The organism is Paenibacillus qinlingensis (genome assembly GCF_013204845.1).
GTDB classification, from domain to species: Bacteria; Bacillota; Bacilli; order Paenibacillales; family NBRC-103111; genus Paenibacillus_E; species Paenibacillus_E qinlingensis.
In genome coordinates, this window is record NZ_JABMKY010000043.1 from 1 (window position 1) to 18081 (window position 18081).

The following is an 18081-nucleotide window of genomic DNA, read 5'->3' on the forward strand; positions in this document are numbered from 1 at the left end:
CTTTTATAGTCGATTACTCGACTGTGCTTACTCACTCGTTGTTCAGTTTTCAAAGATCAATTTCTTTCGTTCGCTACCGTGTTACCGAAGCAGCGAGAAGTAATATACCACAGATCGTTTCTCAATTGCAAGCACTTTTTTCTTGTCAATTTATGTCGGTGTCTGTCGGAACGTCATCTTACCATACCTCATTGCTTGAAAGCAAGTCCACTTCAATTTCGCTTGTCGTGGTTGTTTGCTTCAGAACAACGAGGACTAATGTACCATGCCTAGAAATCAATTACAACCCCTTTGGAAAAGTTCCACTATTGCAATTGTTTCGAATTGTTCCTACAAGTACTAAAACAAAAAAAAAGAATGCATCCCTGCACCCTTTTCCGCGTTTAGTATTCCATTGTAATAATTGGTGTTCCTATCGTTAAGCGCCAGAGGCCCGAAGTCGTATCTAGATGAAGTGCGATTTGAACGTTCACCTTTTGATTGCCGCTTCGTATAGAAGCTTCGAATTCAGATGATACCAATGATGCACTGAAGGTAGTACCATCTTCGTAACGCTCGACAACATTACCTTTATAAGCTTGGACTAACTCAGCTAGGAACTCCTTAGGGTCATTCGATAAGCTAAGGTCTTCAGCAGCACTTCCTTGTATCATTACATTCCACATACCCTGAATGCCTTGTCCAATCAATTGTGTGGTCATCTGCTCCTGCCATTTCAAAAGTTGATCTTGATCCGCGCTTCCCGGCGCATCCACTCGTAATACAGCATAACAAGCCGACTGTCCTAGTGGACTAGCGACGGTTAATGTCGCGACTGCACTTCCAGCAACTTCTGATTTCACTGTATAGATGCTGCTATTTAAAGAAAGCGGCTCATTCGTGTAAGATTGAAAGCCAAGCTTGTTGGACAAACGTTCACCCGCATCCATCACTTTGGCATTCACACCGTCACATGTGCCGAAATAACCTGTATATTTAAAGGTAATATGTTCATTGGATTGCATAAAAGGCTTCGCCACACGGAGTAATAGCTGTGCATCTTGTTCGGCCTTTGCATCCACATGACGAATCCACCCGAAGAATAATCCCAGTATCGTGATGCCAATCATCATTTGTACCCAACGCTTTGACATGAAAAAAGCACCTCTTTGCTAGAATCTATCACTCTAGTAAAAGGATGCCCGTATCTAGCAAATATTAAACCTATCCACGTGTCGATTGGAAGAATTCAATTCGCTCGCCATCTAGCCCGTTAAAGAAGAAATACTTAGAACCGTTAGGAAGTGTAGTAATTTCCGTATCCAGTTGTTCAACCTCTAATGCTTGAATTCTAGAGAATTCAGCATCGATATCATCTACAGTAAAAGCTAAGTGATGCACTTTGCCTTCCTGCGGCAAGTTCGCATTGTAACCTTCAACTAATTCAACTTCTGTTTCATTTGCACCTTCAAAGCCAAGAAAACCAAGTCGGATAACGCCATTCGTATGAAGCAGCGTTCCTTTGTGCTTAAGTCCGATTACAGTAACATAAAATGCTATAGACGCTTCCAAGTTCGCTACCATGACGCCTACATGTTCTAATTTCATAACAGTCATATGTATTTGCCTCCTTAATCTACCCCCTTCATTTTAGCTAAAAATAAAGGAAAGAGCTAGGCCGCGATTAATACATTGGAATTGTCTCCATCTCTCCATTTAATGAGAAGAGCGTTACTTCTGTATTCGTCGTATGAACTAAGCCCAGGTTATTAAATACTTCCCTGATCTGAGCATTATTTAAGTGCTTCGTTATCGTTTCAACGGCTCGGAATGAATATTCTTGGTATATGGATTCAAAAAAAATAAGAACTTCTTTTTCCCCAATGATCACTTTCGTGTGCAGCATTCGCAACACCCCCGGTTCAGATAGAACAATTGTATATTTTGGAAGCTAAGAAAGTATGAGGACTTCTTTAGGTTTATGTTAGGTTTGAAGACTTCGCCAAAGATGAGGTGTCCGTGTATAATAAAAACGAAACCGCGGACGGGAGGGACCAGAATGAGGTTGTTAAAGCTACTGCAAATCTATGAGGTGGATGGGATTACGCCAAAGCATCGGTCAGATCGATTCGATTTCGATGAGATTCAAGGGCAAACATTTCGTGAAGTGAACCCGACCGAGGTAGGATGTCCAATGACGTTATCAGGGGTTCGGCAACATACACCATTCAAAACAACACGTGTGCAAGCGATTGATCAAGACGGATCGGATTTCCGTGTATTGACGCGCAACACAATTTATCATTTCGAAGTATCTACAGAACGTAATGTCCATTAATACAAAAGACCTTTGACCACTTCCACGATCGGGAGGTAGTTAAAGGTCTTTCTGGTTTATTTACTCAACCAAACTTGCATAAGCGAGAGAAGCTGGTTGACATGCAGCGGCTTGCTAATATAGTCAGATGCACCAGCCTGCAAGCAGATTTCTCTATCCTGTTTCATGGCTTTGGCCGTAAGTGCGATGATCGGCACATCCGCGTAGTGATTATTTTTTCTAATGAGACGCATCGCTTCATAACCATCCATCACCGGCATCATGATATCCATGAGAATAAGCTCAATACTAGGATCCTTTGCCAATAGTTCTAGACATTCTTGTCCATTTTGAGCAACACTCACGATAATACCTTCTTGTTCAAATGCATTACAAAGTGCAAATACATTACGCACATCGTCATCTACAACCAGCACTTTTCGTCCTTTAAAACGATTGCTACTGGCATCCTCGAGCGCAGGAATGCTACCGTTGTCTCGAATAAAATATTCACCAAGCGTGCTAGCTGTTGCCACCGCTACTTCCTTATGCGAAGCGTTCATTCCCTCTAATAAAGGAGGCAGTGAAGGCACATATAACGTAAATGTACTTCCTTGCCCTTCCACGCTCTCCATCTGGATACAACCTCCAAGGAGTCTGGCTAATTCCCGACTGATTGATAACCCCAGCCCTGTCCCTCCATATTTGCGATTCGTTGTGCCATCGGCCTGAAGGAAAGCCTCGAAGATGACTTCTTGCTTGTCAGTTGGTATACCAATACCCGTATCCTTAACGGATACTGCCATAACCTGCATGTGCATAGCCGAAGGCAATAGTTCCACAATTTGTTCCACGCTACACATGCGAAATTCCACGTGAACAGAGCCTTCATGCGTGAATTTAAAAGCATTAGAAAGCAAATTTTTGATAATTTGACTGAGCCTTTGTTCATCTGTATAAAATATTTTGGGCACTTGAGCATCCATCTCGATCCGAAATGTAAGCTTTCGTTGTTCTGCGACCTTCTCGAACTGACTTAATAAGAGCTCAGGGAGCCAATCTGCACGCAACTCACCGATATGAATATCTAATTTACCAGCTTCAACTTTGGATAAATCCAAAATATCATTGATAAGGAGCAGTAAATCATTGCCCGAAGAATGAATAACACGAGCATACTCTTGCTCATCATGCGTTAAGGTCTTGCTGTTATTCTCCTGAAGCATCTGCGAAAGAATCAGTATACTATTAAGAGGCGTTCGCAACTCGTGTGACATGTTCGCCAAGAATTCGGATTTATACCGCGAACTCAGCTCCAGCTGAATGGCATGCTCTTCAAAGGAGACTTTCATGTGTTCGAGCTCCCTCGACCTTTCATCCGCGTAGCGATTCCTTTCCTCTAACTGCTCATTAGTCAGATGCAATTCTTCTTGTTGACTTTGAAGTTCTTCGGTCATAACCTGATACTCACGAAGAAGACGCTCAACCTCAACACGCGTTTGCACGCTGTGCACGATTGTTCCTAGCACCTCTAAGATATCATCCATCAGGCTCAACTGAAGCGACGTAAATTTATCAAAAGAAGCTAGCTCCATGATAGCGATGACTTCTTGATTATGGATGATCGGAACAATGAGAACACTTTGGGCACTCGCTGACCCCAGTCCTGATTTTAAAAGGATATACGTTTCGGGGACATGTGTGAGATGTACAATTCGCTTCTCAATCGCACATTGACCAATCAGACCTTCACCCAGATAAAAAAAAGGTTTACCAGCTTCAGCCCTTTCCTCCATCGCCGCATAGGTCGCCAATTTCATCATGCCAGCCTTTGCTTCATGCACGCTTCGAATATAGAAAACACCGAAGGAAGCTCCAAATAATTCCGCTGCTTTGCGAATAAACGATGTCCCTAGCGTTTCCAAATCAGAAATACCTTGCAGCATATGGACGACCTCTGTCAACTTCCGCTGCTGCCACTCAATTTCTTCCTGGCTCTCTAGCAACGCATTGGTTGCGTCGGCTAGATCCTTCACCTCATCATTCATCGTGACATGAATGCGCTTCGAACGATCCCGCTTCATAGTGCTCAGCTTAATGATGCTCTTGGTAACCTGCTTGATCGTCCCGACAATGGATCTCGAAATAAGTAGTGCCGCTAACAACGAAAAAATGAGCACCACTCCCAACATAACAAATAAGGAGTTGATCAACATTTCATTTTGTGCATCCAGATGTGCCGCTCGCTCCTTCACGAATCCCATTTCAAGGCTGCGAAATCGACTTAATTGCGAGCGAATATCTAGAATATTTTGATGCGTAATAAAGAAGGTGAAATTAAAATAACTCTCATTCTCAAGACCATTCCTCATCGTCGGTAAGGTCCCGCCAGTTTGTATAAGCCAATTTTCGATTGATTCCTTGAGCGCGATTAAATTTTTCTCTTGGACTGGCGTATCACTCGTCAACTCTCTCAGTTGATTAAAGGAATCTCTCCATTTGGTCTGCCCGGTCGTATAAGGCTCTAAATATTTAGCTTCCCCCGTGAGTAAATACCCTCTTTGCCCGTTTTCCATATCCATAACATATTTTTCAAGAAGATTCGACTCTCTATTGACGGCAAAATCATGCTCAATCACATAATTGCGATCTCGCTGCATGGCAGCTAACTGTTGAATAACAAGCACAAAAGAAAGGGTTAAGCAGAAAATGATGAACGCATATCCAATCATAATTTTGGCACGAATACCGAATCTCATTTTCCTCAATCCATTGCCACCCCTTCTACCAGACCAACACCTAATAATTGTATCATATACCAAACTACTACTAACTGATATGCAAATTTTTACTTTACTACTTTACCAAGTTAATGTATCATCTAAATAAAGCATTGTTACAAAAAGGAGTGTTGTACATGGAAGGTCCAGGTGTTGAAAATATCAATCCACGCAGCATTTTATCACGAATGAAGCCGTACACGCCCGGCAAACCCATTTGGGAAGTTCAACGTGAATTCGGGCTCACATCAGTTACTAAATTAGCATCTAATGAAAACCCATTAGGCCCCTCCCCTCTAGCTCTCGAGGCTATACAAGCTTATTTATCTGACATTCATCGCTATCCAGATGCAGAGACCGTCAGTCTTAGAGAAGCTATTGCGGAGAAACGCGGATTCTCGCCTGATCAAGTCCTTGTTACTAACGGCGGTGATGAACTGATTACGCTGCTCTCTGAAACTTACTTAGAGCCTGGCGATGAAGTCATCGTGCCCTCCCCCACATTTAGCGAGTACGAATTCGGAGCCAACTTACTGGGAGCCAGCATCATTCACGTACCGCTTGGGGAGAATTATCGCTATGAAGTAGAAGCGATTCTCTCGGCTGTCACAGAACGCACGAAAATGCTCTATATTTGTTCGCCGAATAATCCGACGGGCACTTATATGACCAAAACGGACCTGCATCGACTTGTAAAGAGCTTACCTTCACATGTGCTGGTCATCTTCGATGGTGCTTATAGCCATTTCGTTACGGCTGATGATTACTGCGATGGGCTTACGCTAGTAAGAGAAGGCTATCCTGTTGTTGTGCTGCAAACATTCTCGAAAATCTATGGCTTAGCAGGCATACGTGTGGGATATGGCATCGCAGATGCAGGTATTCTGCAACGGATTCGCCAGGTCAAAGAACCTTTCAATGTAAATACGCTCGCACAAGTTGGCGCCGTAGCTGCACTCAAGGATGATCAGCATCTTGAAGCAACACGTACGAATAATGTGAAGGTGCGGGAGGAGCTTTACACCGAATTGCTTGCGCTAGCCATCCCTTTTACACCAAGCATGAGTAATTTCGTACTTGTGGATCTAGGAACACAAGCTAAATCTATCTATGATAATTTGATGAGTCGCGGGGTTATCGTTCGGTATGGTGGAGGTTGGAATCTTCCTAATCATGTACGAATTTCGATTGGAACTTCCGAAGACAATGCGGTGCTTGTTCAGGCTTTGAAGGAAATTGTCGCCGTAAAAGCATAGATAAGTCGTAGATGAAGCACCCCTGCCTATAGATAAAATAACCTCCATAGCTAATGGAAGCATATTTGTTTGGTCTCTATTAACTATGGTACAATGCTATCTAATTATAGTCTCATGGGGGTATATCATGCTAAAAGAATTCAAAGATTTTGCATTCAAAGGAAACATGCTCGATCTTGCAGTCGGGGTTATTATCGGAGGGGCTTTCGGTAAAGTCATTACGTCCATTGTGAATGATTTGGTCATGCCGCTCGTTGGTTTGCTCATTGGCAAAGTGAATTTCAATGATTTGTATGTTGCGTTGGATGGGAAACATTATGAGACATTTGCAGATGCTGCCAAGAGCACCGCTGTCTTTCGATATGGTCAATTCCTATCAACATTCTTGGATTTCTTAATCGTGGCATTCGTTATCTTCATGGTTGTTCGTCAAATCGGCAAGTTCCGCAAGAAGGAAGCACCGAAGGAAAAAGCAGTTACAACCAAAGATTGTCCTCATTGCTTATCTGAAATTCCAGCGCAAGCATCACGCTGCAAGTTCTGCACCTCTGAGCTTTCATCTGGTGGTAGGGTTAGCGGCAGCATTCAATAGGTCAATGTGATAGAAAGAGCCCGTGTCGGATTACGACGCGGGCTCTTTCGTTCTCAAGTCGGCGATCTCGCCTTGTTCGAATGCATTTGCGTGCAGCAGGTGCAACAGCTGCTTGGCGGTTTCTTCAGGGGAGCGCAGCTCCCCCTGCTCTTGAAGCTGGACGAACCGGCCCACCTGCGGGAAGTCCTCTTCCGAGGCAGCGCGAATCTCCCGCTGCATATCGGTGTCCACCACACCCGGTGCCACGCTGCAAATCAGCACCGGGTGCGGCTGGTTCAACTGCTCGACGCCGACACAGCGCGTCAGCATGTCCAGCCCGGCTTTGGCGGTGCAGTAGGCACCCCAGCCGGGGTAGGGCTTGCGCCCCGCGCCCGAGGAGATGCCGACGACCCGCTTCACGATCGGCCACGCTTGCGTGAGCCGAATGAAGCTGTTCGTCAGCACCGCGGGTGCGACGAGATTGACCTGCAGGCTGCGCTGCAGGTCGTCTGGGGCTGCTCGGCCGATCGAGACCATCGGCTCGATCATGCCCGCATTATTGATGAGCGTGACCGACGCCACGCCAACTGGTTTCGCAAGGATTCGCTCCATGAGCGAATCGATGCCTTCGGTTTGCGCCAAGTCGTAAGCGTGGAAGGTCAGCCGACCTTCCATGCGCAGCGCCTCTTGGCGCAAGGTCTCGTTCTCGCTGCGGGAAATGCAGTGAACCGCAGCGCCTTGCTCGAGCAACTGCCGGATAATGGCAGCGCCAAGGCCTTTGGAACCGCCCGTAATGATATAAGTATCCATATGGTATGCAGGCCTCCCTTAATTTTTGAAAAGCTAGGCTTATAAATGGCGAGAACGGATACCGTATCCATTTTCTTTGCCATTAGCCCAATGAGACCCCTTTTTTATTTATTATTTTTTATACTACGATACTACCCTACCGGCTTCCATTCTGCCAATATTTCCTCTAACGGTTTTTCCACTTTCCGCTTATTGACTGTAATTCTTACCACGTCTAATTTACCTCTTACAAAAATCTCGAATTGATTGACTCTTCCTTCAACCATATAGTAATGGAGAATATCTTCTTTTGAAATGTAAGTATCGTTTACCTTAATGCCGTTATTTCCAAGATACGTACGATCCAGCAAGGCTGACAGGAGAATAAGGAGGAATAACACCCCATACTTCCCATTACTATCTAACGTGACAATAAAAGGTAAGAAAAACAAACTCAGCAGCGTAATGAATATTTTTTGGTAGTCGCTATACCCAACGAGCGTAACTGTCCCAACCTGTTTCTTAGCTATATTCGCTCTGTAACTTTTGAATAACATGTACAAAACATAGACAAGAACGATACCATACGATACCATCACGATGTTCGCCTCCTAGTGTTTTGAGCTACTTTGCAAATAAGCCTCTATGCTATCCCTATATACTTGCCCCAGCGCTTCCGGTAAATTGTGCAAATCAACGTATTGCAAATCTCGGGTTTCAGCCGTTTCCATGGCTAGCTCACCTGTAGCTTCACGCGCCATATATGCCGTAGTTACGGCATAAAATTCATCTCCATTGGAAAGCGTGTAATGATACTGAGCGCCAGAGAACACACCTACTAATGTTAAGGCCCCAATTGTTAAACCTGTTTCTTCATAAAATTCCCGTCGAGCAGTATCTTCTAATGACTCACCCAAATCCATAAGTCCTCCTGGCAGCCCCCAGGTCTCATTCGGCCTTTGTTGTAAGAGGACCTGCCCAAGATCATTAACCAAGATCACGACTGCTCCAGGCAAAATAATGGGACGATGCCCCACGAACTGTCTAAGTTGTTTATAGTACTCCATGACAATTGCACCTCCGACTTCAAGGATTTGAAAATATCCCTTATTTTAACATAAGCGATATCTCCTTGAACATAAACGTCTACGCCGTCTCTCTTGGAGCGTAGCGTTTCTCCAGAATTATAGCTAATTTACATGCTAAGCCCACGTAATATCGCTGCTACATCATTTATCAGCTTTTCAAATGGGTAAGGGACAGTATCAACTGCTTAGGCCGGGTAGCTTTTGGGCAATAAATGGATTTCCTACATCTAATTCTGGATAAAACTAGCCTATTGGGAGTTTAACTGGATTTCCTACATTTAAATTTGCTTGGAAAGCACTTTTTGGCGAAATAATCCTGAAATAACGGGAGGAAATCCAGTTAGTCTGCGAAAATGCGTGATCTGGCTGGAATTAGCTGTAGGGAATCCAGTTATTCACTTGGCTAGGATGCCTTGTGGGTAACGCCTAGGGTTGGGGTTGGGGTTGCGGTTGCGGTTGCGGTTGCGGTTGCGGTTGCGGTTGCGGTTGCGGTTGCGGTTGCGGTTGCGGTTGCGGTTGGGGTTGGGGTTGGGGTTGGGGTTGGGGTTGCGGTTGGGGTTGGGGTTGGGGTTGGGGTTGGGGTTGGGGTTGGGGTTGGGGTTGGGGTTGGGGTTGGGGTTGGGGTTGGGGTTGGGGTTGGGGTTGCGATGGTTGAGTTGGTTGAGTTGGTTGGGTTGGTTGAGTTGGTTGGGTTGGGAGCTGTCAAAAATGCAAAAGAGCAGTTTTGACAGTGGATTTCACTTGTTTTTTTTGGAAATTGATGCAAATAGGCATCAATTTCGTGTGTTTAGATGATATTTCCTTGAAATTCGAAAGAAAGGTTGCCTTTTTGCACGCATTTGCTAATTTGGAGGATAAATGGGGAGAAAAGGTTGCCTATTTGCATTTCCCAGAGAATATTCCCTAATAAACCAACAACCAATCCTGCGTGGTGGGGGTGGGGCTTTGCTTTTGATTTGGGATTGGGATTGGGGTTCGGGTTCGGGTTCGGGGTTCGGGGTTCGGGTTGGGGTTTGATTTTTGATTTTTGATTTTGACTTGGGCTTCGACTTTGACTTTGACTTTGACTTTGACTTTGACTTTGACTTTGTCTTTGACTTCCGCTTTGGCTTAGCCGTTAACTTTGCTTCGGCTTTGGCTTTGGCTTTGGCTTTGGCTTTGGCTTTAACTTCAACTTCGACTTCGATTTCAACTTCAACTTCCACTTCGACTTCGATTTCAACTTCGACTTCAACTTCAACTTCGATTTCGACTTCGGGCAAGCTTCGCTTTCCTCGTGTGCACAAAAAAAACTGCTGCGTAATCGCAACAGATCTCTTCTACCTTCATTTAATTATATACACCCAGGCTGATAAGCTCAGCTTCCATCTCTCCTCTGAAAATCCCTTTATCGTGTTCATCCATAAAAGCGGCCTCCACACCATTCATGATCAACTTCACTAGCTCTGGTGTTGTAAAAGCGAAGCGATCGGCAATTGTGCGATACTCTTTCGTAATATCGGTTCCCGAAACACTTGGATTATCGGTGTTGATGGTTACGATCAAACCTTGATCCAAGTACTCCCGGATCGGATACGCCTCCCACGAAGCCACAGCCTTTGTTTGTATATTGGAGATCGGACACATTTCCAATGGAATACGACGATCTTTGATCATCTCCAGAATAGCGGCATTCTCACGAAGTCTTACCCCATGCCCGATTCGTGATGCCCCTAGATGTGTGACCGCCTCGTAGACGTTAACCGCACCCGCTGCCTCCCCGGCATGAATGGTAACAGGAATGCCCAGCTTATGTGATCTAGCGAACACTTCTCGGAAAAATTCAGGCGGATAATTCGCTTCATCCCCAGCCAAATCAACAGCAACTACACCCTTCCCTACGAACTTGGCTGCTGCTTCAATGACTTCCAAATTATCTGCACAGGGGTGATTCCGCATACAAATGGCAATGACGCCGAATCTCGTTCCAAAATCGCGCCTCGCGCGCTTTAATCCTTGCGTGACGTAGTAGAATGTCTCTTCCAGCGTTAATCCCATATGGCGATGCAGTTGAGGCGCGAAGCGCACCTCCACGTAACGACAATTATGCTCCACGGATTGCTCAACAACTTCATAAGCCACACGCTCTAAAGCCGCACCTGTTTGTAGGAAGCGTGTCGTAAAATCGAATTTCCCTAAGTATTCAATCAGACTTCCGCAATTGTCCGTCACGCGCATATGCGGGATCAGCCCATCCTTGTCATAAACAGGAAGTGATATGCCTTGCTCGAGAGCGAGCTCCAAAATCGTCTCGGGCTTCACACTTCCATCCAAATGTAAATGAAGATCGACCTTCGGTAATCGTGCCAACAAATCATTCGTTCGCATGTGAGCCATCTCCCATCTCTCCCTTTGCCTCTCGTAGGCGCCAGCGCGCTAGAGAAGAATTTTAATTACTTTAAACTAATGTAATGTTTATGTCAATATATATAACAAATATTTATCATATTAATATATGCGTTATGTTACCTAACATTTCCTATATGGCAGATAAAATAAAAAAAATCCACAACAGGCTAACAAGCCTACTGTGGATTTCTATGTTTGTCTTCTTACGAAGATCTCGTTCGAACTAATAAGTACAGAAAGTATGGCGCTCCAATAACAGCGGCCACTATCCCCGTCGGAACCTCTGTTGGCTGAAACATTCCCCTAGAAATCGTATCCGCGACGATCAGCAGCAACCCTCCCGTGAGTGCCGAAGCTGGAATCAAGAATTGATGCTTGGGTCCAACTAACCTTCGTGCTAAGTGTGGCCCTATCAATCCTACGAAGCCAATGCCACCACCGACAGCGACACATGCGCCTGCCAGCGCAACAGCTGCTGCCAGCAATCCAAGTCGTTCCCGTTCCATTCTTATCCCAAGCCCAATGGACGTCATCTCTCCTAGATTCAGTACATTCAACACATTGGCTTTGTATATGACGTATGGAATAAGAATGACGATCCAAGGTAATAAAGCGACAACAAACTTCCAGTTAGTTCCCCAAATACTTCCCGCTAACCAGATCTGAACGAACTGAAAATCGGTCGGATCCAAGCGAATGCTAAGAACCATCATCAGGGAAGCAATACCTGCGGAAACCGCGATACCTACAAGGAGCAAACGGGATGATGAGATTCCTTTACCTTTGACATACGAAAGCGTATAGATTAAGAAAGCAGCCAAACCCGCGCCCAGCATAGCGATCATCGGCATGAAGAATAACGGTGCCCCAACATTATTGGGATAAAAGGATACGACCAGAATGATTGCCAGTCCCGCTCCTGCATTAATGCCCAGAATTCCTGGGTCAGCTAACATATTCCGCGAAATCCCTTGCAGGATCGCTCCAGATACCGCTAAGCCCGCTCCTACCAGGATCGAAATCACGATGCGTGGAAGTCGAAAATCCCATAGAATGATGCTTTGTTTCGCAGTACCGCCTCCAAAAAATGTTCGCAGCACTTCAAGCGGGCTCAAACGGATTACGCCAGTATTCATACTTATAATAAAAACAATAATAATGAGGACGATTAAAATTGACATCACCGCGATCGCTTTAGCCAATCTCGGCTTCTTGATGCTTCCTGGTTGCATAGATGCCACTTTCTAATCCCTCCCCTTTTTACGCGCTAGATAGAGGAAGAAGGGCACGCCAATTAGAGCAATAATGGAACCTATAGGTGTTTCAAATGGCGGATTGACCATGCGAGCTCCGATATCCGCCAGTACAACCAACAACCCGCCTAATACGGCAGAAGTCGGGATGATCCAACGATAATCAACACCTACGAGATAACGAACAACGTGCGGAATAATAAGACCAATGAATCCGATAGCTCCTACTGTTGCCACTGCTGCACCTGCGAGGACTAGAACCAGCACGAAAGCTGCTAACTTCACAAGTCCCGTGCGTAGACCGAGACCTGTTGCAACATCTTCTCCCATGCTTAACAGCGTAATCCAAGGTGAGATGAACATTGCACCTAATAAGGCAACGATAATCCAAGGTGCCATAATATCAACTTGCAACCACTTCGTACCCGCCACTCCTCCTGCAAACCAAAAAGCGAGATCCTGACCAATATGGTAGGTAATCGCAATCCCTTCGCTGAGTGCCACAAGTAAGGCACTGACAGCAGACCCCGCCAGAACGATTCGAACAGGTGTGACGCCACCCTTAGCCAACGCACTAATGCCATAGACAAGTCCCGTTCCTATTGCAGCACCGAGGAATGAGAATAGAATGACATAATGAAATGGCAGTTGCGGTAAAAAGGCAAAACACAGGGCAAGCATGAAGCCTGCACCTGCGTTGATACCGAGAATACCCGGGTCCGATAACGGATTGCGTGTAACACCTTGCATAATCGCCCCTGCCACAGCAAAAGCAGCCCCGACTAAAGCTCCAGCGATTGCTCGTGGAAGCCTTAATTGTTGAATGATCAAATGCTGAGTTGAATCCCCATTAAATTGAAAGATGGCTTGCCATACCTGCCCGAAAGAGATATCTGCTGCCCCAACCGAAATGGAGGCAATCAGGCTAATCAGCAACAAGGCCAGTCCACCAAAAATAATAGCTGATGCAGCAAGTGGACGTGATTTCAGAGGAGGATGGATTGCGGGAACTTGACTTTTTGACCCCGTCATACCCTAACCCCCAATTATTTAATAAGTTTAACGATATCGTCCATTACGCGCTCACCAGCGATTACACCGTTGTATAACCAGCTACTTGTTTTGTCTATTTCGAATACTTTGCCTGATTTAACTGCAGGAACGTTCTTCCATAGTGGATCTTCCAAGTTACCTGCTTGACCTTTATCGCTGTTAACCAAGAAAATATAATCCGCGTCTAATTGAGCAAGTTTTTCTAGTGAAATTGGTACCCAATTGGCTTTTGCTTCTGGTAGTACAGCCAAAATATTAGGCAATTTCAAACCAAGATCGCCGTAAGCAACCGCGCCGCTGGCAACTTTACCGTTAACGACATAAAAGTTTTTATTCGTTACCCATAGAATGGCAACCTTCTTATCGCCAATAATTGGAGCAAGCTTTGCTTTTGTATCTGTTACTTTTTGATCATATTTCTTCAGTGCTGCGTTCGCTGCATCTGTTTTATTAAGAATTTCGCCCATTTTCAAAAGCGTCTTACGGTAGTCCGCTATTACTTCGTTGCCAAGCACAAATGTCGGTACAACTTTGGAGTACTGCTCATATAGACCTTTCTCAACCGCTGACTCATTGCCAACGATCATGAAATCCGGGGTAACTTTCAATATGGATTCCACCGGAAGAGTGGACGCAATGGTAGGAACACCAGCTAGCTGCGTTTGCAAATAGTCTTGTACGGTTGTTTCTTTAACAGACCATTGAACAATCGGTTTAATACCTAGTGCAAGAAGCGGATCTTCCAAGTAGGACGCGATAACTGCTTTCGGGTTAGCTGGAACCTTAACATCGTGACCCATGCTATCTTTTAAAACTTTATCAACAGCAGGCGCAGGTGTTGCTGTCGCTGCTGCAGTAGCTGCCGGAGCAGTTGAAGTTGCTGGTGTTGTTGTGCTTGCTGCATCTTTGTTACTTCCGCAAGCTGTTGCGAGTAGAGCTGCCATGCACACTGAAAGGACTGTGAATGTAACTTTAGTAGTTTTGGTTGTGTTGAAACGTGGCACGGTGGACCCTCCTGAGTATCTATTTATGTATGATATTGATTCTCAACTAATAATAATGAAAATGATTCTCAATGTCAACAATTTCAACTAGATCCCAGTAATTGCTTATTTTTTGTGAATTACCTTCAGTGCCTCACGTACACTTAGGGGTGACAAATCATGGCTAGCAACAAACGATTGTACCGTTTCAGCATCCGTCTTGGAATACTCGCGTAGTGCCCATCCAATCGCTTTGCGAATGAAGAACTCCTTCGAGTCAGCCATCGTCGTGATACAGTGAAACAGCAGCGGTACATCGGTCTTCTTTTTATACTTCAACTGAAAAAGAATAGCGGTTCGTTGCAGCCACATATTATTGGAAGCTAACCATTTCTCTACATAAGCAGGAATCAGCTCGGGAAATCGTTGGAGATGAAAACCGATTAAGTGATCCGCAATCGTATCGACCGTGTCCCACCAGGATTGGGTTACGATGAAATGCTCCAGCAGGTCAATGTGCTCAGCGTTCACCGTTTTCCTAACTTGCAGTAGCATCATAATAGCCGTGTAGTGGAACTCCCGCTCTGGCAATGACCACAGCTCTTGGGCGACGCGAACAGCCTCCTCCCCTTTCGGAAAGCCATGCTCCTTCGTGAATTGTTTGGTCAGTGCAACGCGCTCCGGATTACGAATCCCGAGGAATGGAAAATGATTCTTCATATACGCTTCCATACTTGGTGCATTTTCCGCATTTGCATGCGCTCTAAGCCATTTTTCCAAGTCATTCGTGTAGGGGGATGTCATCGTGAAAGTGCCTCCTTTTAGCTAAAACCTATGTGCTTATTGTAGCAATTCGCTAACAATTCGGGTATGCTATTAGCAGAATTTTAATAGAGAAGATGAATAGGATCGGTGAGAAACATGACGTATAAATTAGTTGCTGCTGACTTGGATGATACGCTATTGCGTGATGATTTGACGATTTCACAAGAGACGGTTGAGGCTATGCATCAAGCTGTTGCCAAAGGGGTAACGGTCACCATCGCCACAGGAAGAAGCTTCCCTTCTGCTGCCAAAATTGCTAATCACATCGGACTCAACGTCCCCATCATTACGTATCAAGGGGCTTTAATTAAAAATTTACTAGACGAGAAAGTCCTGTACGAGCGCACTGTGCCTGTCGAAAGTGCACAATTCCTGCTTGATTACTGCGAGAAGAACAACTATCATCTTCAGCTTTACCATGGGGATGAGCTTTATGCAGCTGAGGATAACGATAAGATTAAAAAATATGTAAGCTTGTCCAAGACACCTTATATTATTGGTGATTTGCGTCAATGGATCCATATCCCTCAGCCCAAGCTGCTGATCGTAGATACACCGGAGGTTTGTGACCAAATCCGTGAGGAGCTCCTCCCTCTACTGGGTGATAAACTGCATATCACGAAATCCAAACCGCACTATTTGGAGTTCATGCATAAGGAAGGTACAAAAGGACACGCGATCACGTTCCTTGCTGAGCACATCGGATGCTCATTAGATGAAGTAATTGCACTTGGCGATGCATGGAACGATCGGGAAATGCTTGAAGTTGCTGGCCTTGGCGTTGCCATGGAGAATGCCCTGCCTGAGCTGAAAGCGTTGGCGAACTTCGTGACGAAGAGCAATAACGACGATGGTGTGAGGCATGTGCTGGAGAAGTTTGTTTTGGTGGATTAATGGTGGGGATTGATGGGGAGGTCGAATAAGACCTCCTCTTTTGGTACATTGCGGATAAAGATGGCTCTCAAAATGATTCACCCCTGCTAATAGCGTTACCCCCTCGCTTTATTCATTCTGGAGATTCCGGACTCCAGTAACAATGAAAAAGAGACCCCCAGCATCATCCTGAAGGTCTCCACTATAATGATCTTATAATTCCAACGTCATAAATGAACTGAGCGGGTCATCCGTGTAATTCGCGAACGGTTTGCAGTAGGAAAACCCGAAATTTTCATATAGCTTTCTAGCTGGTTCGAATGCTTCCATAGAGCCCGTTTCCAAGCTTAGTCGCGTATAGCCGCGTTGCTTCGCTTCATTAATAATGTGTTCAAGAATTCGCTTCGCGACTCCTTTTCTGTGATGCGCGGAGGATGTTCGCATTGATTTTAACTCGCCATGTTGACTGTCCAGCTCTTTCATCGCTCCGCAACCAACTAATTCTCCTTGTTCCCAACCACTCCAAAATGTCACATCCGGCTTTTTCAATCCATCCAAATTTAGCGCATGTGTACTCTCAGGCGGGGATAGTGATTGCATATGTAGAAGGTGCTCCATAATGAGCGCTCTTACTTCTGAACCGGATAAATCGTCTACTTTAATCTCCACTCTTGCCACTCCTCTGTCTCTAATTTTTATTGACTAGAATACAACATTACAAAGGTCAATTCAACTGTTCTTGGATTTCTGCACAACATAAAGTTAAGGGATTGTGCGCCGTGACAATGCGTCTATAGGTACTGGACAGCAAGGTTACTGGTGTGAGAACATGAGTTATCTGCATTAATGTAAGCGCTATCTGCAATATCAAAGACATAAAGATTTCATGAGATTAATAACCATACCCATGAGGTAAAATAAACGACTCCCCCGCCCCTCTAGGACTTCTCACCGTGTTTATGGAAAAGTATAGCCTACTTATTAAGTGCAGCATATACACTCTATATTTCAAATAGGAGCGTGAATCCAATGTTCGATGGCGCATTACTGCAAGATAAAGTCGTACTTATTACTGGCGGCGGCACGGGGCTTGGCCGCGCGATGGGTGAGAAATTCCTGTCGCTCGGCGCTAAGCTGGCTATCACGAGTAGACGAGAAGAAGTGCTGGCGAAAGCAGCGGCAGAAATGAGCACTGACGGTGGGGATGTGTTCTACCATCCCTGTGATGTCCGTGATCCGCAGCAGGTTGCTGCCATGATCACGGCCGTGGAACAGCACTTCGGTCGCATCGACGTGCTGATCAATAATGCGGCGGGCAACTTTGCCAGCCCGACCGAGAACTTATCACCGCGAGCCGTCGATGCGGTGCTGAACATTGTGCTCCACGGGACGTTCTACACCACGTTGGAGCTAGGTAAAAGGTGGATCGAGCAAGGTGTAGGCGGTACGATGCTGAACATCGTCACCTCCTACGCCTCCACCGGATCCGCCTTTGTCGTGCCATCCGCCGCCGCAAAGGCCGGCGTGCTTGCCCTTACCCGCTCACTCGCCGTCGAGTGGGCACGGTACGGGATCCGGCAAGTCGCGATCGCGCCGGGGCTGTTCCCGACCGACGGCGCGTGGAGCCGACTGGCTCCCACGCCCGAGCTGTCGCAGAAGCTCTTGCACCGCGTCCCGCTGGGGCGCGTTGGGGAAAAAGATGAGCTGGCGAACCTCGCCGCTTATCTGATTTCGGACTTCGCCGGGTATATTAACGGCGAAGTGATCACGATTGACGGCGGCGAGTGGCTGCAAGGCGCCGGGCAGTTCAACGATCTGCTCGAGGTGACCGATGAGCAGTGGGTTTCACTTGCAGAGATGACCCGCAAGGGGAAATCGTAGCGTTGGCTTGCTCTCCCATCGCCAATTAGACCGATTTCATCGAAT

At 45.7% G+C, this 18081-nt stretch carries 19 protein-coding genes and 1 pseudogene; 6 read left to right on the top strand and 14 right to left on the bottom strand.

Annotated elements, in window-relative coordinates; genetic code table 11:
* Positions 1 to 383: 383 nt before the first annotated feature.
* The 3 genes from HQN88_RS36585 to HQN88_RS36595 all read right to left on the bottom strand — a co-directional run bounded on the left by HQN88_RS36585 (position 384) and on the right by HQN88_RS36595 (position 1885).
* Positions 384 to 1133 (bottom strand): YwmB family TATA-box binding protein, encoded by a 750-nt coding sequence (locus tag HQN88_RS36585; protein WP_173121447.1) that lies wholly within the window; start codon positions 1131 to 1133, stop codon positions 384 to 386.
* A 70-nt stretch (positions 1134 to 1203) separates the two neighbouring features.
* The gene (locus HQN88_RS36590) at positions 1204 to 1596 is read right to left on the bottom strand and encodes a VOC family protein (RefSeq protein WP_173121449.1); all 393 of its coding nucleotides are present in this window, start codon (positions 1594 to 1596) and stop codon (positions 1204 to 1206) included.
* 67 nt (positions 1597 to 1663) lie between these two features.
* On the bottom strand, positions 1664 to 1885 hold the full coding sequence (locus HQN88_RS36595) for a hypothetical protein (protein WP_173121451.1): 222 nt from the start codon (positions 1883 to 1885) through the stop codon (positions 1664 to 1666).
* A 153-nt stretch (positions 1886 to 2038) separates the two neighbouring features.
* On the opposite strand from HQN88_RS36595, the gene HQN88_RS36600 reads away from it, so the two are divergent.
* Positions 2039 to 2317, top strand: coding sequence for a hypothetical protein (locus tag HQN88_RS36600; protein WP_173121453.1), 279 nt, complete (start codon positions 2039 to 2041; stop codon positions 2315 to 2317).
* Between the two features lie 92 nt (positions 2318 to 2409).
* On the opposite strand, the pseudogene HQN88_RS36605 reads toward HQN88_RS36600, so the two are convergent.
* Positions 2410 to 5064 (bottom strand): annotated as a pseudogene (locus HQN88_RS36605) (ATP-binding protein); the annotation flags it as partial.
* Positions 5065 to 5213: 149 nt separating this feature from the next.
* Between HQN88_RS36605 and hisC the strand changes: the two are divergent.
* On the top strand, positions 5214 to 6332 hold the full coding sequence (hisC, locus tag HQN88_RS36610; RefSeq protein WP_173121457.1) for a histidinol-phosphate transaminase: 1119 nt from the start codon (positions 5214 to 5216) through the stop codon (positions 6330 to 6332).
* A 127-nt stretch (positions 6333 to 6459) separates the two neighbouring features.
* Positions 6460 to 6924, top strand: coding sequence for a large conductance mechanosensitive channel protein MscL (gene mscL / locus HQN88_RS36615; RefSeq protein ID WP_173121459.1), 465 nt, complete (start codon positions 6460 to 6462; stop codon positions 6922 to 6924).
* A gap of 30 nt (positions 6925 to 6954) precedes the next feature.
* Here the strand turns inward: mscL and HQN88_RS36620 are convergent, their stop codons facing one another.
* The 3 genes from HQN88_RS36620 to HQN88_RS36630 all read right to left on the bottom strand — a co-directional run bounded on the left by HQN88_RS36620 (position 6955) and on the right by HQN88_RS36630 (position 8759).
* Positions 6955 to 7713, bottom strand: coding sequence for a (S)-benzoin forming benzil reductase (locus HQN88_RS36620; RefSeq protein ID WP_173121461.1), 759 nt, complete (start codon positions 7711 to 7713; stop codon positions 6955 to 6957).
* Between the two features lie 131 nt (positions 7714 to 7844).
* Complete coding sequence (locus tag HQN88_RS36625; protein WP_173121463.1) at positions 7845 to 8291, bottom strand: hypothetical protein; 447 nt, start codon at positions 8289 to 8291, stop codon at positions 7845 to 7847.
* A gap of 12 nt (positions 8292 to 8303) precedes the next feature.
* The gene (locus HQN88_RS36630) at positions 8304 to 8759 is read right to left on the bottom strand and encodes an NUDIX hydrolase (RefSeq protein WP_173121465.1); all 456 of its coding nucleotides are present in this window, start codon (positions 8757 to 8759) and stop codon (positions 8304 to 8306) included.
* A 434-nt stretch (positions 8760 to 9193) separates the two neighbouring features.
* On the opposite strand from HQN88_RS36630, the gene HQN88_RS38245 reads away from it, so the two are divergent.
* On the top strand, positions 9194 to 9508 hold the full coding sequence (locus HQN88_RS38245; RefSeq protein ID WP_173121467.1) for a hypothetical protein: 315 nt from the start codon (positions 9194 to 9196) through the stop codon (positions 9506 to 9508).
* A gap of 114 nt (positions 9509 to 9622) precedes the next feature.
* Here HQN88_RS38245 and HQN88_RS36640 read toward each other — a convergent pair whose 3' ends face one another.
* From HQN88_RS36640 to HQN88_RS36665, 6 genes are all read right to left on the bottom strand, one after another.
* Complete coding sequence (locus HQN88_RS36640; protein WP_173121445.1) at positions 9623 to 10042, bottom strand: hypothetical protein; 420 nt, start codon at positions 10040 to 10042, stop codon at positions 9623 to 9625.
* Positions 10043 to 10109: 67 nt separating this feature from the next.
* Entirely contained in the window at positions 10110 to 11156 is a 1047-nt protein-coding gene (add, locus tag HQN88_RS36645; RefSeq protein WP_246320648.1) for an adenosine deaminase, read from the bottom strand.
* A 215-nt stretch (positions 11157 to 11371) separates the two neighbouring features.
* Positions 11372 to 12400: a FecCD family ABC transporter permease gene (locus HQN88_RS36650; RefSeq protein WP_173121495.1), complete on the bottom strand. Its 1029-nt coding sequence runs from the start codon at positions 12398 to 12400 to the stop codon at positions 11372 to 11374.
* Between the two features lie 12 nt (positions 12401 to 12412).
* Positions 12413 to 13453: a FecCD family ABC transporter permease gene (locus HQN88_RS36655; RefSeq protein WP_173121469.1), complete on the bottom strand. Its 1041-nt coding sequence runs from the start codon at positions 13451 to 13453 to the stop codon at positions 12413 to 12415.
* A 14-nt stretch (positions 13454 to 13467) separates the two neighbouring features.
* Positions 13468 to 14478, bottom strand: coding sequence for an ABC transporter substrate-binding protein (locus HQN88_RS36660; RefSeq protein ID WP_274318822.1), 1011 nt, complete (start codon positions 14476 to 14478; stop codon positions 13468 to 13470).
* 105 nt (positions 14479 to 14583) lie between these two features.
* A complete protein-coding gene (locus tag HQN88_RS36665) occupies positions 14584 to 15261 on the bottom strand; it encodes a DNA alkylation repair protein (protein WP_173121471.1) in 678 nt (225 codons plus the stop codon).
* A 117-nt stretch (positions 15262 to 15378) separates the two neighbouring features.
* On the opposite strand from HQN88_RS36665, the gene HQN88_RS36670 reads away from it, so the two are divergent.
* Positions 15379 to 16176 (top strand): HAD family hydrolase, encoded by a 798-nt coding sequence (locus HQN88_RS36670; protein ID WP_173121473.1) that lies wholly within the window; start codon positions 15379 to 15381, stop codon positions 16174 to 16176.
* A gap of 192 nt (positions 16177 to 16368) precedes the next feature.
* On the opposite strand, the gene HQN88_RS36675 is transcribed toward HQN88_RS36670, so the two are convergent.
* Positions 16369 to 16824: a GNAT family N-acetyltransferase gene (locus HQN88_RS36675; RefSeq protein WP_173121475.1), complete on the bottom strand. Its 456-nt coding sequence runs from the start codon at positions 16822 to 16824 to the stop codon at positions 16369 to 16371.
* A gap of 360 nt (positions 16825 to 17184) precedes the next feature.
* Between HQN88_RS36675 and HQN88_RS36680 the strand changes: the two genes are divergently transcribed.
* Entirely contained in the window at positions 17185 to 18036 is an 852-nt protein-coding gene (locus tag HQN88_RS36680; RefSeq protein WP_173121477.1) for an SDR family oxidoreductase, read from the top strand.
* The last annotated feature ends 45 nt before the right edge of the window (positions 18037 to 18081 follow it).

Excerpts from the sequence above, each read along its gene's own strand:
- HQN88_RS36590 (WP_173121449.1), bottom strand. The coding sequence starts at position 1,596 with ATGACTGTTATGAAATTAGAACATGTAGGCGTCATGGTAGCGAACTTG.
- HQN88_RS36680 (WP_173121477.1), top strand. The coding sequence starts at position 17,185 with ATGTTCGATGGCGCATTACTGCAAGATAAAGTCGTACTTATTACTGGC.
- HQN88_RS36650 (WP_173121495.1), bottom strand. The coding sequence starts at position 12,400 with ATGCAACCAGGAAGCATCAAGAAGCCGAGATTGGCTAAAGCGATCGCG.
- HQN88_RS36665 (WP_173121471.1), bottom strand. The coding sequence starts at position 15,261 with ATGACATCCCCCTACACGAATGACTTGGAAAAATGGCTTAGAGCGCAT.
- HQN88_RS36670 (WP_173121473.1), top strand. The coding sequence starts at position 15,379 with ATGACGTATAAATTAGTTGCTGCTGACTTGGATGATACGCTATTGCGT.
- mscL (WP_173121459.1), top strand. The coding sequence starts at position 6,460 with ATGCTAAAAGAATTCAAAGATTTTGCATTCAAAGGAAACATGCTCGAT.
- HQN88_RS36630 (WP_173121465.1), bottom strand. The coding sequence starts at position 8,759 with ATGGAGTACTATAAACAACTTAGACAGTTCGTGGGGCATCGTCCCATT.
- HQN88_RS36620 (WP_173121461.1), bottom strand. The coding sequence starts at position 7,713 with ATGGATACTTATATCATTACGGGCGGTTCCAAAGGCCTTGGCGCTGCC.
- add (WP_246320648.1), bottom strand. The coding sequence starts at position 11,156 with ATGGCTCACATGCGAACGAATGATTTGTTGGCACGATTACCGAAGGTC.
- hisC (WP_173121457.1), top strand. The coding sequence starts at position 5,214 with ATGGAAGGTCCAGGTGTTGAAAATATCAATCCACGCAGCATTTTATCA.
- HQN88_RS36655 (WP_173121469.1), bottom strand. The coding sequence starts at position 13,453 with ATGACGGGGTCAAAAAGTCAAGTTCCCGCAATCCATCCTCCTCTGAAA.
- HQN88_RS36595 (WP_173121451.1), bottom strand. The coding sequence starts at position 1,885 with ATGCTGCACACGAAAGTGATCATTGGGGAAAAAGAAGTTCTTATTTTT.
- HQN88_RS36585 (WP_173121447.1), bottom strand. The coding sequence starts at position 1,133 with ATGTCAAAGCGTTGGGTACAAATGATGATTGGCATCACGATACTGGGA.
- HQN88_RS36600 (WP_173121453.1), top strand. The coding sequence starts at position 2,039 with ATGAGGTTGTTAAAGCTACTGCAAATCTATGAGGTGGATGGGATTACG.